Annotated in this window: 25 protein-coding genes; 11 read left to right on the top strand and 14 right to left on the bottom strand. The window is 73.0% G+C overall.

Translation table 11 applies throughout. The features are described 5' to 3' along the window. Positions 1 to 37: 37 nt before the first annotated feature. Positions 38 to 1,015, bottom strand: coding sequence for an SCO0930 family lipoprotein (locus tag AB0F56_RS02190; RefSeq protein WP_362003014.1), 978 nt, complete (start codon positions 1,013 to 1,015; stop codon positions 38 to 40). Positions 1,016 to 1,224: 209 nt separating this feature from the next. Between AB0F56_RS02190 and AB0F56_RS02185 the strand changes: the two genes are divergently transcribed. The 3 genes from AB0F56_RS02185 (at position 1,225) to AB0F56_RS02175 (ending at position 3,302) form a co-directional block, all read left to right on the top strand. Beyond that, a complete protein-coding gene (locus AB0F56_RS02185; RefSeq protein ID WP_362003012.1) occupies positions 1,225 to 1,773 on the top strand; it encodes a hypothetical protein in 549 nt (182 codons plus the stop codon). 20 nt (positions 1,774 to 1,793) lie between these two features. Beyond that, the gene (locus AB0F56_RS02180) at positions 1,794 to 2,558 is read left to right on the top strand and encodes a hypothetical protein (RefSeq protein WP_362003010.1); all 765 of its coding nucleotides are present in this window, start codon (positions 1,794 to 1,796) and stop codon (positions 2,556 to 2,558) included. Positions 2,559 to 2,741: 183 nt separating this feature from the next. Beyond that, positions 2,742 to 3,302, top strand: coding sequence for a hypothetical protein (locus AB0F56_RS02175; RefSeq protein ID WP_362003008.1), 561 nt, complete (start codon positions 2,742 to 2,744; stop codon positions 3,300 to 3,302). Positions 3,303 to 3,440: 138 nt separating this feature from the next. Here AB0F56_RS02175 and AB0F56_RS02170 read toward each other — a convergent pair whose 3' ends face one another. Next, positions 3,441 to 3,926: a hypothetical protein gene (locus AB0F56_RS02170; RefSeq protein ID WP_362003007.1), complete on the bottom strand. Its 486-nt coding sequence runs from the start codon at positions 3,924 to 3,926 to the stop codon at positions 3,441 to 3,443. A 379-nt stretch (positions 3,927 to 4,305) separates the two neighbouring features. Here AB0F56_RS02170 and AB0F56_RS02165 point away from each other — a divergent pair, with 379 nt between their 5' ends. Continuing rightward, complete coding sequence (locus AB0F56_RS02165) at positions 4,306 to 4,965, top strand: class F sortase (protein ID WP_362003005.1); 660 nt, start codon at positions 4,306 to 4,308, stop codon at positions 4,963 to 4,965. Between the two features lie 70 nt (positions 4,966 to 5,035). Here AB0F56_RS02165 and AB0F56_RS02160 read toward each other — a convergent pair whose 3' ends face one another. Continuing rightward, complete coding sequence (locus AB0F56_RS02160; protein WP_362003003.1) at positions 5,036 to 5,902, bottom strand: polysaccharide deacetylase family protein; 867 nt, start codon at positions 5,900 to 5,902, stop codon at positions 5,036 to 5,038. A 105-nt stretch (positions 5,903 to 6,007) separates the two neighbouring features. On the opposite strand from AB0F56_RS02160, the gene AB0F56_RS02155 reads away from it, so the two are divergent. After that, complete coding sequence (locus tag AB0F56_RS02155; protein ID WP_362003001.1) at positions 6,008 to 6,454, top strand: universal stress protein; 447 nt, start codon at positions 6,008 to 6,010, stop codon at positions 6,452 to 6,454. A 24-nt stretch (positions 6,455 to 6,478) separates the two neighbouring features. Here the strand turns inward: AB0F56_RS02155 and AB0F56_RS02150 are convergent, their stop codons facing one another. Beyond that, entirely contained in the window at positions 6,479 to 7,675 is a 1,197-nt protein-coding gene (locus AB0F56_RS02150; RefSeq protein ID WP_362002999.1) for a CapA family protein, read from the bottom strand. Positions 7,676 to 7,936: 261 nt separating this feature from the next. Here AB0F56_RS02150 and AB0F56_RS02145 point away from each other — a divergent pair, with 261 nt between their 5' ends. The 3 genes from AB0F56_RS02145 to AB0F56_RS02135 all read left to right on the top strand — a co-directional run bounded on the left by AB0F56_RS02145 (position 7,937) and on the right by AB0F56_RS02135 (position 9,638). Next, complete coding sequence (locus AB0F56_RS02145) at positions 7,937 to 8,512, top strand: sigma-70 family RNA polymerase sigma factor (RefSeq protein WP_362002997.1); 576 nt, start codon at positions 7,937 to 7,939, stop codon at positions 8,510 to 8,512. Between the two features lie 4 nt (positions 8,513 to 8,516). Then, positions 8,517 to 8,936, top strand: coding sequence for a PaaI family thioesterase (locus AB0F56_RS02140; protein ID WP_362002995.1), 420 nt, complete (start codon positions 8,517 to 8,519; stop codon positions 8,934 to 8,936). Positions 8,937 to 9,143: 207 nt separating this feature from the next. Beyond that, the gene (locus AB0F56_RS02135; protein WP_362002993.1) at positions 9,144 to 9,638 is read left to right on the top strand and encodes a hypothetical protein; all 495 of its coding nucleotides are present in this window, start codon (positions 9,144 to 9,146) and stop codon (positions 9,636 to 9,638) included. A 5-nt stretch (positions 9,639 to 9,643) separates the two neighbouring features. Here the strand turns inward: AB0F56_RS02135 and AB0F56_RS02130 are convergent, their stop codons facing one another. The 8 genes from AB0F56_RS02130 to AB0F56_RS02095 all read right to left on the bottom strand — a co-directional run bounded on the left by AB0F56_RS02130 (position 9,644) and on the right by AB0F56_RS02095 (position 19,784). Then, positions 9,644 to 10,852 carry a histidine kinase gene (locus AB0F56_RS02130; RefSeq protein ID WP_362002991.1) on the bottom strand — a complete coding sequence of 403 codons (1,209 nt, stop codon included), beginning with the start codon at positions 10,850 to 10,852 and terminating at the stop codon, positions 9,644 to 9,646. Further along, positions 10,849 to 12,615, bottom strand: coding sequence for a cation acetate symporter (locus AB0F56_RS02125; RefSeq protein WP_362002989.1), 1,767 nt, complete (start codon positions 12,613 to 12,615; stop codon positions 10,849 to 10,851). The genes AB0F56_RS02130 and AB0F56_RS02125 overlap by 4 nt, the downstream gene beginning before the upstream one ends. Positions 12,616 to 12,630: 15 nt before the next feature. Then, the gene (locus tag AB0F56_RS02120) at positions 12,631 to 13,074 is read right to left on the bottom strand and encodes a hypothetical protein (RefSeq protein WP_362002987.1); all 444 of its coding nucleotides are present in this window, start codon (positions 13,072 to 13,074) and stop codon (positions 12,631 to 12,633) included. Between the two features lie 84 nt (positions 13,075 to 13,158). Beyond that, positions 13,159 to 13,911 (bottom strand): LytTR family DNA-binding domain-containing protein, encoded by a 753-nt coding sequence (locus AB0F56_RS02115; RefSeq protein WP_362002985.1) that lies wholly within the window; start codon positions 13,909 to 13,911, stop codon positions 13,159 to 13,161. Between the two features lie 224 nt (positions 13,912 to 14,135). Beyond that, positions 14,136 to 15,008: a DNA-formamidopyrimidine glycosylase family protein gene (locus AB0F56_RS02110; RefSeq protein ID WP_362002983.1), complete on the bottom strand. Its 873-nt coding sequence runs from the start codon at positions 15,006 to 15,008 to the stop codon at positions 14,136 to 14,138. A gap of 37 nt (positions 15,009 to 15,045) precedes the next feature. Beyond that, positions 15,046 to 16,416: a wax ester/triacylglycerol synthase family O-acyltransferase gene (locus tag AB0F56_RS02105; protein WP_362002981.1), complete on the bottom strand. Its 1,371-nt coding sequence runs from the start codon at positions 16,414 to 16,416 to the stop codon at positions 15,046 to 15,048. A gap of 76 nt (positions 16,417 to 16,492) precedes the next feature. Beyond that, positions 16,493 to 18,490 carry a SpoIIE family protein phosphatase gene (locus tag AB0F56_RS02100; RefSeq protein WP_362003216.1) on the bottom strand — a complete coding sequence of 666 codons (1,998 nt, stop codon included), beginning with the start codon at positions 18,488 to 18,490 and terminating at the stop codon, positions 16,493 to 16,495. 184 nt (positions 18,491 to 18,674) lie between these two features. Then, the gene (locus tag AB0F56_RS02095; RefSeq protein WP_362002979.1) at positions 18,675 to 19,784 is read right to left on the bottom strand and encodes a DUF6777 domain-containing protein; all 1,110 of its coding nucleotides are present in this window, start codon (positions 19,782 to 19,784) and stop codon (positions 18,675 to 18,677) included. 176 nt (positions 19,785 to 19,960) lie between these two features. Here AB0F56_RS02095 and AB0F56_RS02090 point away from each other — a divergent pair, with 176 nt between their 5' ends. The 3 genes from AB0F56_RS02090 (at position 19,961) to AB0F56_RS02080 (ending at position 22,257) form a co-directional block, all read left to right on the top strand. Continuing rightward, positions 19,961 to 20,515 carry a DUF1990 domain-containing protein gene (locus tag AB0F56_RS02090; RefSeq protein ID WP_362002977.1) on the top strand — a complete coding sequence of 185 codons (555 nt, stop codon included), beginning with the start codon at positions 19,961 to 19,963 and terminating at the stop codon, positions 20,513 to 20,515. A gap of 80 nt (positions 20,516 to 20,595) precedes the next feature. Next, the gene (locus AB0F56_RS02085) at positions 20,596 to 20,766 is read left to right on the top strand and encodes a hypothetical protein (RefSeq protein ID WP_362002975.1); all 171 of its coding nucleotides are present in this window, start codon (positions 20,596 to 20,598) and stop codon (positions 20,764 to 20,766) included. A 33-nt stretch (positions 20,767 to 20,799) separates the two neighbouring features. Then, positions 20,800 to 22,257 (top strand): lipase maturation factor family protein, encoded by a 1,458-nt coding sequence (locus tag AB0F56_RS02080; RefSeq protein ID WP_362002974.1) that lies wholly within the window; start codon positions 20,800 to 20,802, stop codon positions 22,255 to 22,257. 31 nt (positions 22,258 to 22,288) lie between these two features. Here AB0F56_RS02080 and AB0F56_RS02075 read toward each other — a convergent pair whose 3' ends face one another. Further along, entirely contained in the window at positions 22,289 to 22,459 is a 171-nt protein-coding gene (locus AB0F56_RS02075; RefSeq protein ID WP_362002972.1) for a hypothetical protein, read from the bottom strand. 287 nt (positions 22,460 to 22,746) lie between these two features. Then, on the bottom strand, positions 22,747 to 24,222 hold the full coding sequence (locus AB0F56_RS02070; protein WP_362002970.1) for an SDR family NAD(P)-dependent oxidoreductase: 1,476 nt from the start codon (positions 24,220 to 24,222) through the stop codon (positions 22,747 to 22,749). Between the last annotated feature and the right edge of the window lie 43 nt (positions 24,223 to 24,265).

Raw genomic sequence — 24,265 nt, 5'->3', positions numbered from 1 at the left:
CGGCGGACCGGCCGGCCGAAAGCGCTGCGCGGGGGAGTTACTTGGGCGCTCCGACCAGCTTTCCCTCGGGGGACACGGCGTACCAGGTGCCGCCCACACCTTGGCCGTTGGTGTCTCCGGGCGCCTCGTCGCCGGCGAAGGTGTAGAGGGGCCAGCAGTCGATCGTCTGCTGCTTGATGCCGTCGGGGCGGTTGAAGGTGACGAAGCCCTTCTTCGTGATCCCCTCGATGTCGTTCTTGTCGACAGGGGCGACAACCGGCCACTTCTCCAGGCAAGCCCCCGTGCAGGCCGTCTTCATGGGCCAGGCGGAATCCTTCTTGAAACGGTAGACCGTCATTCCGCTCGAATCGACCACGATGTCACCGAGCTTGGGGTCCTTGCGCACCGAGAGGCCCGCCGCGTCGGCCGGCTGCGCCTCCTCGGCGCCCTCCTCCGCGCCCTCCTCGGCGGCAGGTGCGGCCTTCTTCCCGTCGGGGGCGGAGGCGAACCAGGTGCCGCCCACACCCTGCCCGTTGAGGTCGCCGGGCTTGGTGTCCTTGGCGTACCGGTACATCGGCCAGCCGCCGATGGTCAGTTGCGTGCTGCCGTCGGAACGGGTGACCTCGCCGAGCAGCGAAGGGTCCACCCCGGCCGGGGGCTTGGCACCCTCGGCGCCGACCACGGGCCACACCGCGGCGCATTCGCCCTCGCAGGTCGCCTTCGGTGGGGAAGCGGAGTCCTTGTCGAAGCGGTAGAGCGTGAAGCCCTCGCTGTCGGTGACCACCTTGCCGAGCTGCTTGGTCGTCGACACCGCGAGCTGCCCGGCCGGTTCGGCCCCGCTCCCGTCGGCGGCACCGGAACCGGAACCGTAGCCCCCGGAGGCGTAGCCGCTGTCGGCGGGCGCTCCCGCCGGGTTCGCGGCTCCCGCCGGCTGACCGCCCAGCGTCTGGTCGCCCTTCTCCTGACCGCACGCCGTCGTCAGCGCGAGTACGGCCGCCGCCGTCAGTGCGAGCGCCGCGTTCCGCCAGGTCTTCATCTCAACTCCCGTTGTTTCCTTGCCAGTTGATGCGACCGTCGCGGCCGCTTCCCGGCATGGAGTACGGACCGCACGGGCGTCGCACTCAACGGGTGTCGAAGAATCTTTTCGGAGATCGTCAAACCGGTGCGCCCGCAGATCCCCACCTTCCGGGGAATCCGGGCCGATTCGGAGCGTGCGGCGCCAGGACTGTGATCATGCTCTTCGGCGTGTCTCTGTACGGATCTCTCCTCGCGCGGGCCCTGGCGGCCGGCGCGCTGCTGTGGCTGCTCGCCGCACCGCCGCCCGCGACCGCCGACGCCTGCGCCTACGCCACGACCGGGCCCGGTGGCTCGAACACCTCGGTCGCGGTCATCGGGCCGGGCGCGTGCTCGCCCACACCGACCCCGCCCCGGCCGCCGCGGCCGACGCCCACGCCGCCCCCCGCGCCGCCGAAGACCGCCCCGCCACCTCCTCCCGTACGGGCGGACCCACCGCCCCCGCCCCGGCCCGCCCCGCCGCGGCCGGAACCGGTGCCGCCTCGGGCGCCGGCGAAGCCCGTCCCGGCGCCCGAGGCGCCCAGGACCACTCCCCCGCCGCCGTCCCCGGCGCCGTCGCTGCGCCAACGCCCGCCGGCCGCCACCCCCGTCGCCCTGCCCGCGTACCGCCGCACCGCCCGACCGCAGCCCGAGGGCGGCACCTCGCCCGTGACGATGATGCTCCTCGTCACCGCCCCGGCCGTGCTCGCGACCGCGATCCTGCGCCCCCGTTCCCGCTGAGTCCCGCCGAAGGAATCACCATGTCCGAATGGCTCGTCCTGACCATCGCGATGGCCGCCGCCTGCGCGGTCGTCCTCACCATCGTCGTCATCAACAACCGCCGGGTCCCGGACGACGACGACCCCAGCGAGACGCCCGACGTCATGGAGTACATGACGATGATGATCGGCGTGATCTACGCGATCGTGCTGGGCCTCGCCATCGCCGGCGTCTGGGAGGCGCGCGGCGCGGCCCAGGAGACGGTGCGCCAGGAGGCCCAGGCGCTGCACGAGATCTCGGCGCGCGTCGAGGTGTACCCGGCGGACGTACGGAACCGGATCCGCGCCGATGTCGACGCGTACGTCGCCTACGTGGTCGACGAGGAGTGGCCCCACATGTCCGAGCACGGCGAGCTCAGCGACGAGGGCACCCGGCTCCTGGAGCAGGTGCGCCGGTCGGTGACCGACTACCAGCCGGCCACCGACCACGAGGGGCAGGCGTACCAGCCGCTCGTGGACCAGGTGGCGGTGGTGGACGACGCGCGGGGTTCCCGCGGCGAGGGGGCGGGGGCGACCATGCCGGGGGTGGTGTGGTTCGGCCTGATCATCGGGGCCCTGGTGACGGTCGGGCTGATCTTCACCCTGCAGATCCGGCGCACCGGCAGGGAGCTGCTGCTCGCGGGGCTCTTCAGCGCGCTGATCGCCTTCCTGCTCTTCCTGATCTGGGACTTCGACGCGCCGTTCGGGCGGGGGATCTCGGCGACGGCGGGCCCGTTCACCGCTCTTTTTCCGCACCTGACCCAGTAGCGTCCGCCCAGCGGCGTCCGGGCGACACGCGTGTGGGCCGTGCGGGGGACACGAATGCCCCATTCGCCCGTCTGGGATCGCGGCTGTGGTACTGCGCTCCTAGCGTCTCGGGTATCGAGGTGCACGCCCTGTCCTTGTGCGGAAACCGCTTCCGCTGCTGCTCCTCGGGGACCGGAGGACTCCATGCGCGCGATACGTGCCGCATCCACTGCCCTGCTGGGGGCGGCCACCCTCGCCCTGGCCGCCCCCGTCGCCGTCGCGGCGGACGGTGCGCCCGCACCGAAGCCGCAGGCGGCCCAGGCGAAGGCACCGGGCGATTTCGTCGTGACGCCCTCGCTGGTGGCGCCGGGCGGACGGGTGACGTTCACCGCTCCGGGCTGCGCCAGTACGGCGACGGCCTCGGCGGGCGTCTTCGACACGGTGACGATCGCCCCCGGCTCCTCGGCCACCGCCCTGGTGGACCTGGACGCCAAGCGGGGTGCCGTCTACACGGTCACGTTCCGCTGCACCGGCGGGATCACCGACACCGTCAACCTGACCATCAGCGGCACCACCACGAGCCCGACGAGCCGCTCCACCGTCCTGACCACCCCGCGCGGCGTGCGGGGCGGCCTCGGCGGCTCCGTCGAGGGCGTCTCCACGGGAACGCTGGCGGCCGGTGCCGGTCTGGTGGTCGCCGCGGTGGCGGGCACCGTCCTCACCGTACGCCGCAGGTCGCAGTCGTCCAGCGGCCGTCGCCACTGACGGCGGGGCCGTGCGAAGGCCCTGGGTCCCCCGTCCGCGGAACGCGCACCGGGACCGCCGTACACGCCCGTCGCCCCCGAATCCTGAACCAGGATTCGGGGGCGACGGGCGTTGCGGCCGACCGGGAGGTTCGGCCGGTCAGACCTTGGCGCCTGCCATACGGCGCCGGCGGGCGATGAAGAGACCGCCGCCGAGCGCGGCCGCGGCGACGAGCGAGCCGCCGACGGCCATCTCCGTGGAGCTGGGGGCGAGCGAGCCACCGATGCCGCCCTGGGCGCCCCTCGCCTCGAGGACGGTGAACTGCCGGGTGGCCACGTTCGAGTTGTCGCTGCACCTGACGGCGAGGTTGTAGGTCCCCGGCGTGGCGTGGTTGTAGATCCGGCCGATCGCGCTGGAGATCCCGTTGGAGTTCACCGAGAGGTTGGTCGTCGGGAAGGCGTTGGACGTCACCTTCCCTCCGTGGCCGCAGCCCCTGACGGTGATGGTGATGGTCGAGCCCTGGTGGACGGCCGACGGGTTGATCGTGACTTCGCTGGGCCCGTTCGTGGCGACGGCGAGGGGGGCCGCGAGCCCGACCGCCGCGAGAGCGGTGGCGGTCACCGCCAGAGTGCGTGCAGCACGCATGGTTGAACCTCCAGTGGAAGGCGCCCCGAAGCGGCGCTCCGGGAAGTTCGACGAGTACGCCTTCCATGACGAACCCTCACAACTCGCGGCAACCCGCGCATTTCGACGCTGGTCCACCCTGGTGAGCCGACACGCCGGGCGAAAGCCCCCGAATCTGACGGAGCCGCAGGTCACCGACCGTCAGACCGCTTATCTGACGAATACTCGGATGGGTCATCGTCCCCGTCACCCGCCCGCGCCTCGGGTACCACAGAGCCCGGGCACCTCGTCCGTGCCCGGGTCCGTGCCCGTGAGCCCCCGCGCCACCCGTTCGCCCCGCTCTGATCGCCGGTTCGCCCGGTCGCCCTTACCGTTTCGACGACGCCACGAAGGGAGAACCATGAGCCCCAAGGACTTCAGCGTCCTTGAGCCGAGGAGGCGCGCCCCGTGGGGCGTTCTCGCTCTCGTCATGCTGTCCGGCCTGGCGATGATGCGCAACGGGGTCGACGTGGAGCTCGGCCCGCCGCAGCCGGCGGCCGCCGCCCGACCCGACACCCGCCCGATCGGGACGCCGCCCGAGGCGCCCGACGGCATGGAGACCCTGCCGCACGCCCCGGCCTCGCGGGTGAAGATCCCGGCCATCCGGGTCTCGGCCCCGATCATGGACGTGGGTCTGGACCCGGACGGCTGGATCGCGGCCCCGCCCCCGGAGGATCCCAACCTGGCCGGCTGGTACCAGAACGGCATCGCGCCCGGGCAGCGCGGCACATCCGTCCTGGTGGGCCATGTCGACAACGCGGCGGGCCCGGCGGTCTTCTACGGCCTCGGCTCGCTCGAGAAGGGCCAGCACATCGAGGTGGAGCGGTACGACGGCCGGGTGGCCGTCTTCGAGATCTACGGCGTCGAGGTGTACTCCAAGAACGACTTCCCCGGTGTGCAGGTCTACTCCGACACCGGGATGCCCGAACTCCGCGTCATCACCTGCGGCGGCGGCTACTCCCGGGCGCACGGCTACGACGGCAACGTCGTCGTCTACGCCCGGATGGTCGGCTCGCGCTGAGCCGCCGTACCACCACATGAGGAAGGCCCCCGGAGGAGTCCGGGGGCCTTCCTCATGCGCGGGGGTCCGCTCAGCGTCGCGGCACGGTGATGCTGTAGCCGGCGTCGAGGAGTTCGGGCAGGTACCGCTTCAGCGCCGTGACGCTCTGGGAGCGGTTTCCGCCCGCGTCGTGCGAGAGCACGACCACTCCGGGCGCCGCCCCGTCCAGGACCCGGCGGACGATGCTGTCGGTGCCCGGTTCCTGCCAGTCGAGGGTGTCGACGGTCCAGGCGAGCGGCTCCATGCCCAGTTCGGCGCCGATCTCGAAGGAGTGCCGGTTCCAGGCCCCGAAGGGGGCGCGGTACCAGAGCGGGGCCGTGCCGACGACGGACTCCACGAGCTCGCTGGTGGAGCCGAGTTCGTCGCGGATGCGGGAGGGCCGCAGCTTGGGGATGAGGGGATGCGACCAGGAGTGGTTGCCGATCACATGCCCGTCCTCGGCCATCTCCCGTACCAGGTCCTGGTTGCCCTCCACCATCTCGCCGCAGACGAAGAACATCGCCCGGCAGCCGTACCGCCGCAGGGTGGCGAGGATCTCGGGGGTGTAGCGGGGGTCGGGGCCGTCGTCGAAGGTCAGCACCATCGAGTGGCCGACGCCGGACATCTGGAGGAACGGTCGCTGCCGGACGGGCGGGACCGCCCGGCGGACGGCCGGGGGCGCGTACGCCGTCATCGGCTGGAGCCGGTACGCGGAGGGCTTCAGGCGGGCGCTCGCGGGTGCGCCCGGGGCGGGGCCGCCGCCGGGTGCTCCGCTCGCGGGCCCGCCGGCGGCCTCCGGGGCGGTGGCGGGCGGGGCGCCCGGTGGGGCGCCGAAGCGGTCGGCGGTGAGGACTCCGACCGTGGCGGTGGCCCCCAGGGCGGCGGCGAAACGCAGGACCGTCCGGCGCCCGGTAGGCATCTGATCCTTTTTCATGACTAATAGCTCGCATGGCCGAAGGCCCGCATCCCTCATCCACACCGGCCGGGCATCCGAATGCACCCGATGAGCCGATAGCCTCGAAGAGTGACGGCATTCGAACGCGGTACGGACGGCCCCAAGGTCATCGTCGCCGGAGTCGACGGTTCCGACTCCTCCCTGCGGGCCGCGTCGTACGCGGCAGGTCTCGCCCGGCGGCAGAACGCCCTGCTTGCCCTCGTCTACGTCCAGCCGGTGATGGCCGCGGGCGCGGCGCTCGGGGCGCCCGTCGCCGTGACCACGGACGAGATCGCCGAGGGCCTGGTGGCGGAGATCCGCGAGGCGGCGGAGAAGGTGCGGGACATCTGGCAGGTGCGCTGGGAGTTCCACACCTTCCGGGGCGACGCGTACGCGGGTCTCGTGTCGGCGGCGGACGAGCTCAAGGCGGACGCCGTCGTGGTGGGCGCGTCGGAGTCGGCGGGCCACCGCTTCGTCGGCTCGGTCGCGGTCCGGCTGGTCAAGGCGGGCCGCTGGCCGGTCACGGTCGTTCCGTGACCGGCTCCGGCATCTCGGTGTGCACTACTCCCCCATCACCAGGCCGTCCTTCGCCGCGCCCCGGCCGAGGACGACGTCGCGGATGGTGTCGCGTACGGCGGTGAGGTGTTCCCCCTTCCTGATGGCCGTGTTGAGGTCGACCACCCGGCCGCGGCCCGTGTCGTACCACTGCGGGAGGAACTCCGCCTTGGCGACCTCCCAGCGCGCGCCGGGGGTCCTGGGCGGGGTGAAGGTGAAGCGCCCCAGGCTGGACTGGTTGCCCCTCGGGTCGTGGGCGCCGGCGTGGTTGATCATGTCTCCGGCGATCTGGTCGCCCATGCCGTAGATCACCCAGGTGCCGTTGACCTTCTCGTAGGCCTGCGGGACGTGCGCGTGGGTGCCGAGGATCAGGTCGATGTCCGGCCTGCCGTCGGTCTGCGCAGCGGTGAGGGAGCGGGCGAGCGTCAGCTGGCGGTCGTCGGGGGCGGTCTGCCACTCCGTACCCCAGTGGATGCTGACCACGACGACGTCCGCGCCGGCCCGGCGGGCCGCCCGGGCGTCGGCGACGATCTTCCCCTCGTCGATCAGGTTGACGGCCCAGGGCTTCCCCTCGGGCAGCGGGTAGCCGTTCGTGTCGTAGGTGTACGCGAGCTGGGCGACGGTCGCGTCGCCCGCCTTCAGCAGGGTGGGGCGGGCCGCCTCCTCGGCCGTGCGGGCCGAGCCGGCGTGCTGGACGCCCGCCTCGTCGAGGGCGTCGAGGGTCCGGACGAGGCCGGCCGCACCGTCGTCCAGGGTGTGGTTGGAGGCGGTGGAGCAGGAGTCGTACCCGGTCTCCTTGAGCGCGGGGGCGATCTCCGGCGGGGACTTGAAGGCGGGGTAGCCGGTGTAGGGCCCGCCCTCGGCTCCGTACACGGTCTCCATGTGGCAGAGGGCCAGATCGGCGCCGGAGACGACGCTCTTCACCCCGGAGAGCATCGGGCGGAAGTCGTATCCCTGGCCGTTCGCGTCGGCGGCGGCCTTCTGGATGATCGAGTCGTGCGGCAGGACGTCACCGGTGGCGACGAGCGTGAAACCGGTCCGCGCGGAGGCGCCCCCGGGGGCGGCCGACGGGGCCGACGGACTGCCCGGGTCCTGGCGTGAGGGTGGGCTGTCGGGTCCCCCGGCGCCGCCCGAGCACCCGGTCGCCGCCGTGAGCAGGACGGCCGCGAAGGCCACCGCCCCCTGTCTCGTCCGCTGGGCCATCTGCCGACTCCGCCTCATTCATAGGACAAGCATCTGACCTGATGAATTGACAGGGGATGAATGCCCTAGTCAAGAGTCAAAGCCGCATTAGCCCATAAACCCCGCTGAATCGGATGAAGGGCCTCCGCCCGACCGCTCATCGCACCATTCGCCGCTCGGTGCGACCGCTCGTCGCAGACCCTCGTTCGTTCCCTGTCCCTTGTCGCCCGAATGCGTTCGTATACGCCCCGGGACGACGAGCCGGCAGGAGAGGTGTGGACCATGACGACGGCGACCGCGACGAGAACGGCGACCACGGACGAGCGGCACCTCGCGAAGCTGCAGCGGGACCACGGCCCGGCGCTCCTCGGCTTCCTGCTCGGCCTGACCTACGGCGACCGGCAGCGCGCGGAGGACCTGGCCCAGGAGACGCTCGTACGGGCCTGGCTCCACCCGGAGGCCTTCGACGGGCCGTTCGAGTCGATGCGGCCCTGGCTCTTCACCGTGGCCCGGCGCCTCGCGATCGACGCCCGCCGCTCGCGGCTCGCCCGGCCGGTCGAGACGGGCGACGGGATGCTCGCCTCCACCCCCGACCCGGCGGACGCGACCGAGTCGTCGGTCGCCGCCCTCGACGTCCGCGCCGCGGTCCGCGGCCTGAGCCCGGAGCACCGCGCGGTCCTGGTCCGGCTCTACTTCCACGGCCTGACCGTCAACGAGGCCGCGGCCGACCTCGGCATACCCGCCGGGACGGTCAAGTCCCGCTCGCACTACGCGCTCCGCCAGCTCGGCCACCGGCTGCCCGGCTACCGGCCGCGCCGACGCGCCGTTGCCCGCCAGCACGCCGCGGCCGCACAATGACCCGGTGACGCCGACGCTGACTCCCGCCGCCGCGGACAAGGTACTCGCCGACAACTTCGCCCCCTGGGTGCTCGATCTGGGGCTCTCGGTGGTCTCGGTCGACGGTCAGGAGGCGGTGCTCCGCCTCCCCTGGTCGGACCGGCTGGCCCGCGAGGGCGGCGGTCTCTCCGGCCAGGCCCTGATGGCCGCCGCCGACACGGCGACGGTGATCGCGGTCGCGGCCGCCCGCGGCGGCTTCGTCCCGATGACGACGGTGCAGCAGTCCATCAGCTTCCAGCGGCCGGTGCTCGGTACGGACGTCCTGGTGCGGGCACGGCTGACGAAGGCGGGCAAGCGGATGGCCTTCGCCGACATCACGATGACGGCCGAGGGCACGGAGGAGACCGCCGCGCACGCGACGGCGGTGTACGCGCTCCTCGGCTGAGCCACCACGGACCCGCCTCCCTCCCCTCGCACCGATCGCCCCGGCAGCCCCCGGCTCCTCCTTGGTGCGCACGGGCACCGATCCGGCGGAAGAACGTATCCGAAACCACACCGGCGAGTTGAGTAAAGAGCGACCCGCGCGCGTCTTCCTCGGTGGAGGCTCGTGGTCGGGATCGCCGACCGACATGTCCGGGAGAAGGTGGGAGCGTTGCTGCCCGAGAGTTCCAACGGCACCAGCGGGGGCGGACTCGCCGTCCCGATGGCCTGGCTGTGTGCCGAGTTCATAGCCGACGATCTACTGCGCGCGGGCTGCCTGGTCGAGCCGGGCAGCCTGGAATACCGGGCCGGCCGACAGACACTCGCGCTCACCATCCACCTCTGCGAGGGCACCGACGCCGACGGCGGGGCCCGGACCGCGGGCCGGCTCGACGAGTGGCTCTCCCGGACCTCGTACGACCACCCCTGGCCCGAGTGGGTACGGGAGCGGCTCGCCGAGCGGACCCGCGCGGGCGAGGACGGGCCCGATCTCGCCATGGCCAGGGAGACCTGGCGGCTCCTGGAGGCGACCAGCGTCCGGGCGGCCGACCTGGGCGGCCTGCCGCCCGCGGGCTTCGGCTTCCCGGTGGACGAGTGCGACCAAGTGTGGGTGCCCGCATGGCAGTTGGGGCTCCCGCTGGGCCATCTGGCCCTGCATCTCTACTGAGGTGGTCAAGGGGCTGTCGGGTGCACTCCCGGGCGGTACTTGGGGATCCGTACCGTCACCTTCATGCCCGCGCCGACCCCGGTCTCGATGACCAGACCGTGCTCGGGGCCGTACACCTGCCGCAGCCGCTCGTCCACGTTGGACAGGCCGATGCCCGAGCCGGAGGGCCGCTCCCCCAGCAGGATCGCGCGCAGCACGGCCGGGTCCATGCCCACACCCTCGTCCTCGATCACGACGACGGCCTCCGCGCCCGCGTCGCGGGCGGCGATGGTGACCCGGCAGTCGTGCACGCTGTCCTCCAGGCCGTGCTTGACCGCGTTCTCCACCAGCGGCTGGAGGCAGAGGAACGGCAGGGTCACCGGCAGCACCTCGGGCGCGATCTGGAGCGTCACCTTGAGGCGCTCGCCGAAGCGGGCCCCGGCGAGCGCCAAGTACTGCTCGATGGCCCGCAGTTCGTCGGCGAGCTGGGCGAACTCGCCGTGCCGGCGGAAGGAGTAGCGGGTGAAGTCGGCGAACTCCAGGAGCAGTTCCCTGGCCCGTTCGGGGTCCGTGCGGACGAACGAGGCGATGGCGGCCAGGGAGTTGAAGATGAAGTGCGGGGATATCTGGGCGCGCAGGGCCCGGATCTCGGCCTCCACGATCCGGGTCCGCGAGCGGTCGAGCTCGGCCAGTTCGAGCTGGACGGAGACCCAGCGGGCGACCTCGGTCGCGGCCCGGACGAGCACGGCCGACTCCCGCGAACCGTAGGCGACGAGTGCGCCGAGTACTCCGTCCTCGCCGGTCAGCGGGGCGATCACCACCCAGCGCAGCGGGCAGGCGACATCGGCGCAGTCGGTGTGCGCGGAGAGGCTGCGGCCGGAGTCGAGGAGGGGCGTGACGCGCTCCATGACCTGCGCACGGTGGTGGCTCTCGCCCGGCCCGTCCCAGGCGAGGACGGCGGACCGGTCGGTCAGACAGAGCGCCTCCGTGCCGAGCAGCGGGCGCAGCCGTCGCACCGCCTTGCGCGCGGTGTCCTCGGTGAGGCCGGCGCGCAGCGGCGGGGCGGCGAGCGAGGCGGTGTGCAGGGTGTGGAAGGTGGCGCGCTCGACGGGTGTGCCGAGGTCGAGGTCGGCCGCCTTGTCCCCGCGCCGCGTGGCGAGCCGCCCGAGGGCGAAGCCGAGCGTGAGGAGCACGGCCCCGGCGGCGCCGATCGCGGCGAGTTCGATCCCGGTCATCCCTCTCCCCCTCGCACCTCGACGCGGCCGCCCGGCTCGCCGCGCACCGGTCCCGGACGGCCCGTGAACTCCTCCGGCAGGTGGAGCCGGGCGAGCAGCGCCGGGGTTCTCGCGGGGATGTGCCGGGGCGTGGCGAGGGAGACCAGGATCATCGTGAGGAAGCCCAGCGGCACCGACCAGACCGCGGGCCAGGCCATCAGGGTGTGCGGCCACCCCTCGTCCGGCAGTCCCGCGCGGGTCGCCATCACGGCCGTCAGCGCGGAGCCGCCGCCGAGCAGCAGCCCGGCCATCGCCCCCGGCGGGGTGAGCCGGCGCCACCAGATGCCGAGGACGAGCAGCGGGCAGAAGGAGGAGGCGGAGACCGCGAACGCCAGGCCGACCGCGTCGGCGACCGGGACCTTCGAGGCGAAGACCCCGGCGGTCAGGGGCACGGCCGTGGCCAGCAGGGTCGCGAGCCGGAAGTGCCGTACGCCCCGGGAGGGCAGCACGTCCTGGGTGAGAACCCCGGCGACCGCCATCGTCAGCCCGGAGGCGGTGGAGAGGAAGGCGGCGAAGGCCCCGCCGGCCAGGAGCGCGCCCAGCAGATCGCCGAGCACCCCGCCGAGCATCCGCTCGGGCAGGACGAGCACGGCGGCGTCGGCCGCGCCGGTGAGCGCGAGCTCGGGGGCGTAGATCCGGCCGAGCGCCCCGTACACCGGCGGCAGCAGGTAGAACGCGCCGACGAGCCCGAGGACGACCAGCGTGGTGCGGCGCGCGGCCCGGCCGTGCGGGCTGGTGTAGAAGCGGACGGCCACGTGCGGCAGGCCCATGGTGCCGAGGAAGGTGGCGAGGATCAGACCGTACGTGGCGTAGAGCTGGTGCCCGTCGCGCCCGCCGGCCAGCGGCTGGGACCAGCCGAGAGGGTCGGCGCCGTCGGAGGCCCTGGTGGGGACCGGCGCGCCCTCGGGGAAGGCGAGCGCGGTGCCGCCCTCGACGCGGTGCGGGCCCTCGTCCAGGGTGACGGTCCTTCCCTCGTACGGCAGGGAGTCGACGCGGCCGGTGACGGTGAGCGTGAGCGGGGCGTCGAGTTCGATCCGTACGGTGTCGGCGACCTTGACGACCGTGTGCTCGCGGAAGACGGCCGGGGCGTCGAAGCGGACGCGGGGCGCGTCGTCGCCGAACCAGGCTGCGGCCAGGAAGAGCGCGGGCACGAGCAGGGCGGTGAGCTTCAGCCAGTACTGGAAGGCCTGGACGAAGGTGATGCTGCGCATGCCGCCGGCCGCGACGATGCCGGTGACGACAAGGGCGACGAGGAGGCCGCCGACCCAGTCGGGCGCCCCGGTGAGGATCTCCAGGGTCAGCCCGGCGCCCTGGAGTTGCGGGAGCAGGTAGAGCCAGCCGACTCCGACGACGAAGAGGCTGGCGAGCCGTCGGACGGTCGCGGACTCGAGCCGGGCCTCGGCGAAGTCGGAGAGGGTGTACGCCCCCGAGCGGCGCAGCGGGGCGGCGACGAGGACGAGCAGGACGAGGTAGCCCGCGGTGTAGCCGACGGGGTACCAGAGCATGTCGGGGCCCTGGACGAGGACGAGGCCCGCGATGCCGAGGAAGGACGCGGCGGAGAGGTACTCGCCGCTGATGGCGGCGGCGTTGAGGCCGGGCCGCACGGTACGGGAGGCCACGTAGAAGTCGGAGGTCGTCCGGGATATCCGCAGGCCGAGCGCGCCGATGAGCACGGTCGTCAGGACGACGACGGTGACCGCGGTCACCGCGTAGGTGTGGTTCACGTCCGGCCCCCGCGCTCAGCGGCCCTCGACGAGGCGGGTGAAGTCGCGTTCGTTGCGCTCGGCGCGGCGGACGTACCAGTGGGCGACGACCCAGATGACCGGGTACACGCCGACGCCGAGCGCGATCCAGACGGCGGCCTCGGGGGCGGGCAGCGCGAGGAGCAGCGGCAGCGGGCCGACGCAGAGGGCGAGCGCGCCGAGCGCGGTGAGGGCGGCCCGCAGCTGGCTCCGCATCAGGGAGCGGACGTAGGTGTGGCCGAGGGTGGTCTGCTCGCTGATCTCGGAGCGGGCGAGGCGAGCTGAGGGTCCCCCCGGCCGGAGGCTGGGAGAGGTCGGCGGATGGCCGGGGAAGCGCCGCGCGGGCACGCCGCCGGCGCGGAGCGCGGAGGCGCGCGTGACGGTCTCACGCCGGGGCTTGCGCGGCGTGGGGTCCTCGGACGTCGGTGTCCGCTCCGGCATCGGGCGACCTCGCAGGGGCTGGGAAGTGTCCGGAGTCTACGCAGCGGTGTTCACGCACGGTAGAGCCTCAGGGGCGCGTACCGGTCAGCCTCCCGCGCGGCGCATCAGGAGGTCTCTCAGCTGGCGGGCGTGGCGGCGGCTGACGGCCAGCTCGGTGGTGCCCAGGCGGACGGAGGTGGCCCCGCCGTCGAGCCGGAGTTCGTCGACGCGGGCGAGGGCGACGAGGTGGCTGCGGTGGATGCGGACGAAGCCACGGGCGGCCCAGCGCTCCTCCAGGGTGGAGAGCGGGATACGGACGAGGTGGCTGCCCTCGTCGGTGTGCAGGCGCGCGTAGTCGCCCTGGGCCTCGACGTAGGCGATGTCGTCGACGGCCACGAAGCGGGTGACCCCGCCGAGTTCGACCGGTATGTGCTCGGGAGCCGCGGGCGAGGTGGGGGCCGAGGAGGCGTGCACCAGCTCGCGGACCCGGCGGACGGCCTCGGCGAGCCGTTCGCGGCGCACCGGCTTCAGGACGTAGTCCACGGCCTTGAGGTCGAAGGCCTGCACGGCGAAGCCCTCGTGCGCCGTGACGAAGACGATCAGCGGCGGCCGGGCGAAGCCCGCGAGCAGCCGGGCGAGATCGAGCCCGGTGAGCCCGGCCATGTGGATGTCGAGGAAGACGACGTCGATGGCCTCGTCCCCGTCGGGCCCCGCCTCCAGCGCGCGGCCGATCCTGCGCAGGGCCTCGGTGGCGTCGGTGGCACCCTCGGCGCTGCGGATCCGGGGATCGGCACGGAGCAGGTAGAGCAGTTCCCCGAGGGCGGGTGCCTCGTCGTCGACGGCCAGTACGCGCAGCATGCGGCGGATTCTAGGGGGTGTCTCGTCGATCAGGCCGGATCAGGGAGCGGGGTCTGGTGCGTGCGATCGCAAGGCGGAGGAGGGAGTCGACGCGAAGCGTCGGCGAGTGACGACAACGCGGCGTGGGGGTCCCCCCTGCTCGAAGAGCTTGGGGGAGGGCGTGCCAGGCGCCGCGAGCCCGGCATGATCGGCGAGACACCCCCTAGGGGAGTGCTCCGAGGGGGCTACTTCAGGAACTTGGACGTACGGCGGTCGGCGAGGGGCTTGCCGCCGGTCTGGCAGGTGGGGCAGTACTGGAGGGAGGAGTCGTGGAACGACACCTCCCGGACGGTGTCCCCGCAGACCGGGCAGGGTTCGCCGGTACGGCCGTGGACGCGCAGGCCGCTCTTCTTCTCGGCCTTGAGCTTGCCCGCCGCCAGCCCCTGGGAGCGCTCGACCGCCTCGCGCAGGGTGGTGCGCATGGCCTCGTAGAGGAGCGCGGTCTCGGCCTCGGTCAGGTTCTGGGTCGGCTTGAACGGGGATGTCTTCGCCGCGTGGAGGATCTCGTCGCTGTACGCGTTGCCGATGCCGGCGATCAGGCTCTGGTCGCGCAGGGCGCCCTTGATCTGCCGCCGCTCTCCGGCGAGCAGGGCGGTGAAGGCGGCCAGGTCGAAGTCCTCGGCGAGCGGGTCGGGGCCGAGGCGGGCGACGCCGGGCACCTCCTGCGGGTCGCGGACCAGGTGGACCGCGAGGCGCTTGGTGGTGCCGGCCTCGGTGAGGTCGAAGCCGTCGCCACCGGTGAGGGCGGTCCGCAGGGCGAGCGGCCCCTTGCCGGGGCGGGGCGGCCCCGAGGGCAGCGGGTCCTTCCACTGGAGCCAGCCCGCGCGGGCCAGATGGACCAGGAGGTGCAGTCGGCCCGACGGTCCTTCGGTCTCCAGGTCGAGGAATTTGCCGTGCCGGGCGACACCGGTGACGGTGGCGCCCTCGACGGCGCTCAAGGGTGGGTCGTACGTCTTGAGCACGCTGATCGCGACGGGCAGCGCGCGGGCGATCTCCTTGCCCACGAGATGCTCGTCCAGGAACGCGCGGAGCGCTTCCACCTCGGGCAGTTCGGGCATGGCACCACCCTGCCTCAGCCGTCGTCGGGGCGCGCGCTCAACCGGCCGCCCCGTCGAGCAGGTCGAGTTCGTCGGCGAGGGCGGCGGCCAGCGCGTCGAGGTCGGGGACGGCCTTGCCGTCGGCGACCAGGCCGATGTGGACCCGGCCGCCGTACGGGGACATGGCGACGGCGAGTGCCTGGCCGCGGGCGAGCGGGGCCATCGGGAAGAGCGTGCGCAGCGGCGCCCCGCCGAGGGAGAGGGCCGAGCGGGGCAGCGGCACGTTGGTGACCAGGACGTCGAAGAGGAGCCGGGCGGCGCCCCCGGCCAGCGGGGCACCGAAGCGGTGGGCGAGCGGCGGCAGTTGGTCGGCGAGGACGGCGACGGCTCCGGCGCCCCGCATCGGCCCGTCGGCCTTGTTGCGGTCCATGTCCCGGCGGACGGCGGCGAGCCGGGCGGCGGGGTCGGGCTCGCCGACGGGGAGGGCGAGGAGGTACGCGGAGAGGCTGTTGCCGGTCCCGGCCGGGGCGCCGGGGCGCCTGCGCGAGACGGGGACCAGGGCGCGCGGGTCGACGCCGGGGAGGGGCTCGCCGCGCCCGTCGAGCCAGCGCCGCAGGGCCCCGGCGACGACGGCGAGCAGCACGTCGTTGGCGGTGCCGCCCGAGTCGCGGCGGACCCGCTGGACGCGGTCGAGGTCGAGCACGGCCGTGGCGACCCGGCGGGTCCCGCTGGAGTCGGCGGCGAGGGCGGCCGTCGCGGGCCCGTCGATCCGGCCGGCCCGGGCGACGGAGGCGCCGACCACGGAGGCCCCGACCTCGACGGCCCGGCCGAGGTCGCCGATCCGCTCGCGGGCGGCGCCCATGATCCGGCCGGGGCCGGGGAGCCAGGAGCGCGGCGGTACGGAGCGCGACCTGCGGACGCCCGCCGCACGGCCCGCCCGGCGGGCGACGGCGGCGATCTCGTCGAAGATCCCGGCGCCGATCGCGACGGCCCGCATGCCGTCGGCGAGGGCGTGGTGGAGTTTGACGAGGACGGCGAACGAGCCGTCGGGCGCGCCGGTGAGCAGGTACATCTCCCAGGGCGGCAGCCCTCGTTCGACCGGCCGCTCCATGAGTTCCCCGGCCAGGCGGGCGGTCTCGGCGCCGAAGTCGACGCCGGGCAGCACGATCTCCCGCACGTGCCGGCGTACGTCGAACTGCTTGTCCGTGCTCCAGGCGGCGCCGCCGACGGGCAGCAGGACGTCGCGGACCCGCATCCGCAGCCGGGGAATGGCGGCGGCGCGGCTGCCGAGGAGCTCCAGGACGGCGGACGGGTCGCCGTCGGCGGGGAGCGGGCCGAAGTGGGCGAGGGCGCCCAGGTGCATGGGGTGGTCGGTGGACTCGAGGTGCCAGAAGGCCAGGTCGAGAGGTGCCAGTAGCTCGCTGCTCAAAAGGTCCCCATCAACGGGTGTGGCGCGGGAATCGGGTGGCCGGAAACCGCAGTCAATCGCGTACGATCGGTTACGGTCAAGTACGGTCTGTATACGCGGGGTTAATATTGAACTCGCACCAGACGCACTTGCCGCTGCCGCGCGACTCGACGCCCCACACGTCCGAGAGCATGTCCACGAGCATCAGACCTCGGCCGGAAACACCCGCCTCGCCCGCCTCGCGGCGGCGCGGCAGGGCACTGGAGCGGTCCTCGACCTCGACCCGCAGCCGCCGTTCCGGACCCGCCAGCATCCGCAGGGTCACGATCGCCCCGCCGTCGGTGTGCATCAGCGCGTTGGTGATCATCTCGTCGGCGACCAGCTCGATCTCGTCGGAGCGCTCCCCCGCGCCCCAGGCCCGGACGGCGGCGCGGATCATGTGCCGCGCCGAGCTGAGCGCCTCCGGGTCGCTCTGCGCCACGTGCTGCTGGAGCCGACCGCCGGACTGCGGGAAGTACGCCCCCTGCCGTCGCAGCAGCAGGATCGCCACGTCGTCCTCGCCGCCCCGCTCGTCGAAGACCTCGCAGAGGTGGTCGGCGAGCTGCTGGAGGTCGCGCGGCCCGCCCCGGACGAGCGAGGAGAGCCAGCGCAGTCCGTCGTCGAGATCCGAGCCCGGCTTCTCGACAAGACCGTCCGTGTACAGCAGCAGGGTCTGTCCCGGGGACAGCTCCAGGGTGGTCGCCGGGTAGTCGAGGCGGTCGAACTCGGCCGACAGGCCCAGCGGAAGTCCCCCGTCCACCGGCAGGCGGCGGCAGCTGCCGTCGGTGTCCTGGAGCAGCGGGTCGACATGGCCCGCACGGACCACGTGCAGCGCGCCCGTCGTCAGGTCGGCCTCCACGTAGGTGCAGGTGGCGAAGCGCTCCGTGTCGAGTTCGTGCAGGAAGACGGAGGCGCGGGCCATCACCGTGGCGGGGCTGTGCCCCTCGGCGGCGTAGGCGCGCAGCACGATGCGCAGCTGCCCCATGACGGCCGCCGCGTGGGTGTCGTGGCCCTGGACGTCGCCGATGACGGCGCCGACCCGGCCGCCGGGCAGCGGGATGATGTCGTACCAGTCGCCGCCGATGTCCCGGCCGAGGCGGGCGGAGCGGTACCGGACGGCTATCTGGGCGCCGGGCACGTCGGGGATGCGGCGCGGCAGCATCGCCTGCTGGAGCCCCTCGGCGAGGTCGTGGTCCTGCTCGTAGAGCATGGCGCGCTTCAGGCTCTGCGCGATGCTGCTGCCGAGCGCCACCAGCAGATTGCGCTCGTCGGCACTGAAGCCGGTCCGGTCGCTGTAGAGCAGCCCGAGCGCGCCGATCGGCCGGGCCTGGGCGATCAGCGGGAGATAGGCCGCCGACGTGATGCCGAGGCCGCTGATGTGCGGCCAGAGGATCGGGTACGACGAGGCGAAGTCCTCGGGCGACTCGATGAACCGGGGCGTGAGGGTACGGATCACCTCACCCATCGGGTACGGCTCGTCCACCCGGGTGAATCGCGTGCCGGGGACGAAGGCACCCTGGGGTCCCTCGGCGACGAGGTGGATCCGGCCGGCCTCCAGGAGCCCCATGACCAGGCTGGTGGCACCGAAGTACTCCAGGCCGTGCGAGTCGTTGAGGAGGTCGATGACGTCCTGGACGGTCCGGGCGTGGGCGAGGGCCGCGGTGGTGCTCTCCACGACGCTGGTGCGGGCGCGTCGGCCCTCGTCCAGGCCGAGCCGGGCGGCCTGCTCGGTGACCTCCTCCGAGGCGTCCCTGACGATGCCGACGATACGGACAGGCCGGCCGGTGTCGTCCCGCTCGATCTGGCCCTCGGTGTGCGTCCAGCGCGGTGTGCCGCTCCGCAGCCGGACGCGGAAGTACGCGCCGTAGTGGTCGCTGCCGTCCTTCAACGCGTGGCTGACGAGCGTGTCGAGCTGCCGGCCCTCGTCGGGCGTGACGCGCGAGCCGAGGGTGGTCGGGTCACCGTCGTACTCGTCGGGGCGCATGTCGAAGACCCGCAGGGCGCCCTCGTCCATGGTCATGACGCCGGTGAGCAGGTCCCAGTCGAAGCTGCCCATCCGGAACGCCCGGCCGTAGTCCCGGAGGAAGCAGCACGTCAGACCCCCGGGGCCCGAATCGCAGCGGCAGGGCACCGTCGCCTCGCCTCCCCCACTTCCCGCGCTCATGGGGCCACGCTAGGCCCAGCCCCGGCGGACCGCACGGCGGAGATCATCGCTCGCGGACTCGGCATTCCTCGCGGACTCAGCCTTCGAAGGTCTCCGGCTGCTGGGGAGCCGGGTCGCTCGGGAACAGGTCCTCGAAGTCGGGCACGTCCGGTTCGGGCACGGTCTCGGGCACCGGTTCGGTCTCCGGCCGGGGCTCGGCGGGCGGTTCCTGGGCGGGCGGCTCGCTCCAGGGGCCGTCGCTCTCCGGGGGCGCGGGCGAGGCGGGGTCTCGTGGGGCCGTCGGGTCGCGCGGCGGGTTCGGGCCGTCGGTGACCGAGGGGGACGGTACGGAGGGGGAGGGCACGGGCGCGGGCGTGTCGGTGAGGTCGCAGTCGGCAGGGGCGCAGGGCGGGGTCACGGACGGGCGGGTGTCCTGCTTGCCGTCGGTGCCGGTCTTCCGCTCGATCCAGGTGCTGTCGACGACGTTCACGATGACCAGGCTGGTGACGACCGTGGTCGTCGGCCTGATGATCACGACCCGGTCGGGGTGGTAGCCGTCCCAGGGCCGCCCCTTGTCGGCGGCCCCCTTGACGTCGATCGGCGAACGCAGCGGGTTCCCGCAGGCGCAGCGGACGCGGGGCGTGCCGTACTGGTCGACGAGGACCGCCGTTCCGGCCTGGAGGACGGACTGGAACGGGGTGGGGCCGCCGTCGCGGTAGCCGTGGCCGGTGACCCGGGTGTCGGTGCGCAGGACGACCGGGGTGAGCTCGCGCAGCCAGCCGGCGAGGGAGCTCTCGGGGATGCCGGCCGCCTCGGCGAAGGCGCGGGCCTTGGCCCGGTCCTCGGCGAAGAAGGCGACCTGCTGCTCGACGTCGCAGCTCGGTACGGAGCGGGTGCCGCCGTAGAGCCCGGGGGTGGAGCCGGTGATCTCGCGGACCGTCCCGGCCGTGCCGGTGGGCGCGGGGGTGCCGGCCGGGGCGCCCGGCGTCGTCGTGGAGGCGGTGAACGGGTCGGGGCCCCTGGCGGCGACCGGCTGGAGGACGACCTCCTGGGCGGCCGTGGCGGTGGACCGGTCCGCGCCGTTGCCGCCGCCCCGGTCGACCGACGAGCAGCCCGCGAGCACCAGCGCCGCCGCCAGCACCGCGGCGGCGAGCGTGGGGCGTGCGGTGACGTGGGTCCTTGGTGACCGGCTTGTGGGTGAGCGCACCTGGTTCTCCCGCCTCTTTCCACCCCCGAGACATTCCTTCATGTCTGTCGCACCGCGCGTACGCCCGCAAGCCGGGCGGGTCCGACCGGGCGAGAAAGCGACTTGAACACGTTCAAGCAAAGCCCTACCCTCGGGACCCAGTCGGTTTGAACACGTTCAAGCGGAGGAATCGCCCCATGGCCCGTCTGATCCGCGACCTCGCCACACCCGCCGCGCCCGCAGCCCCGGCGTCCCTCACCTACCGCGAGGTCGGCGCCACCGCGCACGACTTCCTCCCCGGCGGCTACCAGCACCTCCACCACATGGTCCGCGTCGGCCGCGGCCGGGACGACTTCGAGACCGCCGGAGCCGCCGTCACCACCTGGCGGATGCACCGCGCCTCGGGCGCCCGGGTGCGCACCGAGGCCGTCCGCGCCGCACCGGGTGCCTTCGTCGAGGTCTCGCTCGGCCTCGGCCCGGTCCGCTTCACCGCACCGTGCGAGGTGATCTGGACGGCGTACGAGCGGGACCGCATCGGTTTCGCGTACGGCACGCGCGCGGGGCACCCCGAGAGCGGCGAGGAGTCCTTCGTCGTCGACCTCCACCCCGACGGCACGGTCTGGTTCACCGTGACGGCCTTCAGCCGCCCCGTCGCCTGGTACACGCGGATCGCGGGACCGCTCGCCCCCGCCGCCCAGCGCGCCTACGCACGCCGCCTCGGCCGGACGCTGCGACACGTCGTCGCGGGGTGAGGCCCGGGACGACGGCGCCACGGATCACCCCCGGGGTTACGCTCCTTCTATAGGCAAACGTTCCCACCCGGGAGGCGGCCGTGAGCCAGTCCCAGTACGACATGTACAGCACTCCCTCGCAGGCGGAGGGAGAGCGGCAGGAAGAGGACATGGACGCGCTGCAGCGGGACCACCGGCACCCCGCGACCGAGCGCACCACACCGTCGCAGGCCGAGGGCCAGCGGGCACGCGACGAGGACGAGAAGGCCTGACACCCGGCCGGGACGGCGCCGACACCGGCAGCGATGGAGTGGTTCAGCGCACCGGACTACTGGCTGAGCCGGATCGTCTTCCAGCGCGGGCTCGCCGGGCTCTACCTCGTGGCCTTCCTCTCGGCCGCGCTCCAGTTCCGGGCCCTGATCGGCGAGCGCGGCATGCTCCCCGTACCGGAGTATCTGCGCCGGGTGGAGCCGCGCCAGGCCCCCAGCCTCTTCCACTGGCACTACTCGGACCGGCTCTTCTCGGTGGTCGCGTGGAGCGGCGCCGTGCTCGCCCTCGCCCTGGTGGCGGGCGCGGGGGACGCCGTGCCGCTGGCCGTCTCGATGGTGTGGTGGGCGGTCCTCTGGGGCCTGTACCTGTCGATCGTCAACGTCGGTCAGACCTGGTACGGATTCGGCTGGGAGTCGCTCCTCCTGGAGGCCGGGTTCCTCGCGGTCTTCCTCGGCAACGACGACACCGCGCCGCCCGTCCTCGTCCTGTGGCTGCTGCGCTGGCTGCTCTTCCGCGTCGAGTTCGGCGCCGGGCTCATCAAGATCCGCGGTGACCGCTGCTGGCGGAACCTGACCTGCCTCTACTTCCACCACGAGACCCAGCCGATGCCGGGGCCGCTGAGCTGGTTCTTCCACCATCTGCCGCGCCCGCTGCACCGGGTCGAGGTGGCGGCCAACCACGTCGTTCAACTCCTCGTCCCGGTCCTGCTCTTCACCCCGCAGCCGGTGGCGACGGTGGCCGCCGGGCTGATGGTGGCGACCCAGCTCTGGCTGGTGCTCTCCGGGAACTTCGCCTGGCTGAACTGGCTGACGATCGTCCTCGCGCTCTCGGCGATGGACGGCTCGCTCGTCGTGGGCGAGCACCCGCAGCCCGACCCGCCGCTCTGGTTCGTGGTCGTGGTCGTCGCCGTGACGGCCCTGGTCCTCGTCCGCAGCTACCGTCCGGCCCGCAACCTGCTCTCGCGGCGCCAGGCGATGAACCGCTCGTACGACCCCTTCCACCTGGTCAACGCGTACGGCGCGTTCGGCACGGTCGGCCGGATCCGGGACGAGATCGTCGTCGAGGGCACCGACGACCCGGTCCCGCACGCGGACACGGTGTGGAAGGAGTACGGCTTCAAGGGCAAGCCGGGCGATCCGCGCCGGCTGCCGCGCCAGTTCGCCCCGTACCATCTGCGGCTCGACTGGCTGATGTGGTTCGCGGCCCTCTCCCCCGCGTACGCCCGCGACTGGTTCGGGCCGTTCGTCGAGCGGCTGCTCGACGGGGACCGGGACACCCTGCGGCTGCTGCACCACAACCCCTTCCCCGACGCTCCCCCGGCCCTCGTCCGGGCCCGTCTCTACCGCTACCGGTACACGACCTGGCGCGAGCTGCGGGAGACAGGGGCGTGGTGGCATCGCACGCTGGTACGGGAGTACCTGCCGCCGGTCGGGCTCGGGGCCCCCGGACACACCCGTGCCCCCGGGCGCGGAGGCGGCCGGGGGCACGGGTGAAGCGGTACGACTCGGTCGGTACCCGAGCGGGTCAGTCGATGCCCGGCAGGATGTGGGGCTCCGCGAGGTCGTCCTCGTAGCCCGCCAGCCGGATCGGGGCCGCGTGGGCCCAGACGTCCAGGCTTCCCAGCTCACCGGAGCGGTGGGGCCGCTCCGGACGTTCGGCCGGTGAGGGTTCCTGCTTCGTCAGTTCTGGTGTCACCGCGCACTCCCTTGTGTCGCGTACCTATGTGGACATGGCCGTTCGGTCGCGGTGGCGCCGTTCTGCGGGCGGGACCGCGGCCTTGGTGGCAGGCCAGTCCCCAGGCCGACCGTGAGGGTTTTGTGAAACCCCGGTGGTCGACCGTGGACATCACAGTAACCAAATGAGCGTGCCAGCGCTCTATGGGGCTCGGAAGTGTGACGCGATCGAGTGAATTCCGGACACCAGAGCGATGGAAATCGGGAGAACTGGGGGTACGCGAGGGGCCGGGGTGACGAGCCGGGTGGCTACCAGTTGCCGGGCTTGTAGTCCTTGAGGAAGCAGCCGTAGAGGTCCTCGCCCGCCTCGCCGCGCACGACCGGGTCGTAGACGCGGGCGGCGCCGTCGACCAGGTCGAGCGGGGCGTGGAAGCCCTCCTCGGCCAGGCGCAGCTTGTCGAAGTGCGGACGCTCGTCGGTGATCCAGCCGGTGTCGACCGAGGTCATGAGGATGCCGTCGGACTGGAACATCTCCTGGGCGCTGGTCCGCGTCACCATGTTCATCGCCGCCTTCGCGGCGTTGGTGTTCGGGTGCCCGGCGCCCTTGTAGCCGCGACCGAAGACGCCCTCCATCGCCGAGACGTTGACGATGTACGCGCGCCCGCTGGCCGCCTTCCTGGCGGCGTCGGCCATCACCGGGCGCAGCGCGCTGATGAGGATGAACGGCGAGGTGTAGTTGCACAGCTGGGTCTCGAGCAGCTCCACCGGGGAGATCTGGTCGATGGTCTGCACCCAGGTGTTGCTCTCGACCACGTCCGGGACGAGCCCGCCCGCGTCGATGGCGCTGCCGTCGCGGTGGCGCTCGACGCTCGCGTTGCCCGCGACGAGCGCGAGGTCGGCGACCTTCTGCGCGTCCAGGCCGCTCACGCCGACGGGCAGCGCGGCCAGACCGTCGACCGCGCCGGAGTTGAAGGCTCCGATGACCTGGTGCGCGGGCAGCTCACCGGCGGGCAGCGGCGCGCTCTCGCCCTCGACGAGGGCGGCGTACGCGGAGGGCAGCCGGCGGACGGTCTGCGTCGCGTTGTTGATCAGGATGTCCAGCGGGCCGCGCTCGGCGACCTGCTCGGCCAGGGCGACCGCCTGCGCGGGGTCGCGCAGGTCGATGCCGACGACCTCGAGCCGGTGCATCCAGTCCGCCGAGTCCTCCATGGCCTTGAAGCGGCGGATGGCGTCCTTGGGGAAGCGGGTGGTGATCGTGGTGTGGGCGCCGTCGCGCAGCAGCCGCAGCGCGATGTACATGCCGATCTTGGCCCGGCCGCCGGTGAGCAGGGCGTGCTTGCCGGTGAGGTCCGCGCGGGCGTCGCGGCGCATCCGGTTCTCGGCCGCGCAGGGCTGGCAGAGCTGGTGGTAGAAGTAGTCGACCTCGACGTACCGGGTCTTGCAGACGTAGCAGGACCGGGGGCGCTGGAGTATCCCGGCGATCTTCCCGGCCTCGGTGACCGACGAGGGCAGCAGGCCCTCGGTCTCGTCGTCGATGCGCTGGGCGGAACCGGTCGCGGTCGACTCGGTGACGGCCTTGTCGTTGGCGGTCTTCGCGGCCCGGCGCGCCTGGCGGCGGCGCTGCTTCACCGTGCGGTAGATGCCGGCGGTGGCGCGGCGTACGGCGATCGCGTCGGGGTGGTCGACGTCCAGCTTGTCGAGCTCGTCGAGCACAGCAAGGCAGACGGCCAGGCGATCGGGGTCGATACCCGGCCCGTACCCCTGGGATTCTTCGGTCACCGTCATGGCCTCTGCCGTTCCTCGATCGCCGGTCATTCCAAAAGAAGAA

The sequence above is a fragment of the Streptomyces sp. NPDC026092 genome, assembly GCF_040638605.1.
Classification (GTDB): Bacteria; Actinomycetota; Actinomycetes; order Streptomycetales; family Streptomycetaceae; genus Streptomyces.
Note: the sequence above shows the minus strand (reverse complement) of the source record. Positions and strands in the feature narration are given on the sequence as shown.

What these genes read in the sequence shown, in the direction of transcription:
- AB0F56_RS02190 (WP_362003014.1), bottom strand. Translation starts at nt 1,015, where the DNA reads ATGAAGACCTGGCGGAACGCGGCGCTCGCACTGACGGCGGCGGCCGTA.
- AB0F56_RS02180 (WP_362003010.1), top strand. Translation starts at nt 1,794, where the DNA reads ATGTCCGAATGGCTCGTCCTGACCATCGCGATGGCCGCCGCCTGCGCG.
- AB0F56_RS02175 (WP_362003008.1), top strand. Translation starts at nt 2,742, where the DNA reads ATGCGCGCGATACGTGCCGCATCCACTGCCCTGCTGGGGGCGGCCACC.
- AB0F56_RS02170 (WP_362003007.1), bottom strand. Translation starts at nt 3,926, where the DNA reads ATGCGTGCTGCACGCACTCTGGCGGTGACCGCCACCGCTCTCGCGGCG.
- AB0F56_RS02165 (WP_362003005.1), top strand. Translation starts at nt 4,306, where the DNA reads ATGAGCCCCAAGGACTTCAGCGTCCTTGAGCCGAGGAGGCGCGCCCCG.
- AB0F56_RS02160 (WP_362003003.1), bottom strand. Translation starts at nt 5,902, where the DNA reads ATGCCTACCGGGCGCCGGACGGTCCTGCGTTTCGCCGCCGCCCTGGGG.
- AB0F56_RS02150 (WP_362002999.1), bottom strand. Translation starts at nt 7,675, where the DNA reads ATGGCCCAGCGGACGAGACAGGGGGCGGTGGCCTTCGCGGCCGTCCTG.
- AB0F56_RS02145 (WP_362002997.1), top strand. Translation starts at nt 7,937, where the DNA reads ATGACGACGGCGACCGCGACGAGAACGGCGACCACGGACGAGCGGCAC.
- AB0F56_RS02130 (WP_362002991.1), bottom strand. Translation starts at nt 10,852, where the DNA reads ATGACCGGGATCGAACTCGCCGCGATCGGCGCCGCCGGGGCCGTGCTC.
- AB0F56_RS02120 (WP_362002987.1), bottom strand. Translation starts at nt 13,074, where the DNA reads ATGCCGGAGCGGACACCGACGTCCGAGGACCCCACGCCGCGCAAGCCC.
- AB0F56_RS02115 (WP_362002985.1), bottom strand. Translation starts at nt 13,911, where the DNA reads ATGCTGCGCGTACTGGCCGTCGACGACGAGGCACCCGCCCTCGGGGAA.
- AB0F56_RS02110 (WP_362002983.1), bottom strand. Translation starts at nt 15,008, where the DNA reads ATGCCCGAACTGCCCGAGGTGGAAGCGCTCCGCGCGTTCCTGGACGAG.
- AB0F56_RS02100 (WP_362003216.1), bottom strand. Translation starts at nt 18,490, where the DNA reads ATGGGCAGCTTCGACTGGGACCTGCTCACCGGCGTCATGACCATGGAC.
- AB0F56_RS02090 (WP_362002977.1), top strand. Translation starts at nt 19,961, where the DNA reads ATGGCCCGTCTGATCCGCGACCTCGCCACACCCGCCGCGCCCGCAGCC.
- AB0F56_RS02080 (WP_362002974.1), top strand. Translation starts at nt 20,800, where the DNA reads ATGGAGTGGTTCAGCGCACCGGACTACTGGCTGAGCCGGATCGTCTTC.
- AB0F56_RS02070 (WP_362002970.1), bottom strand. Translation starts at nt 24,222, where the DNA reads ATGACGGTGACCGAAGAATCCCAGGGGTACGGGCCGGGTATCGACCCC.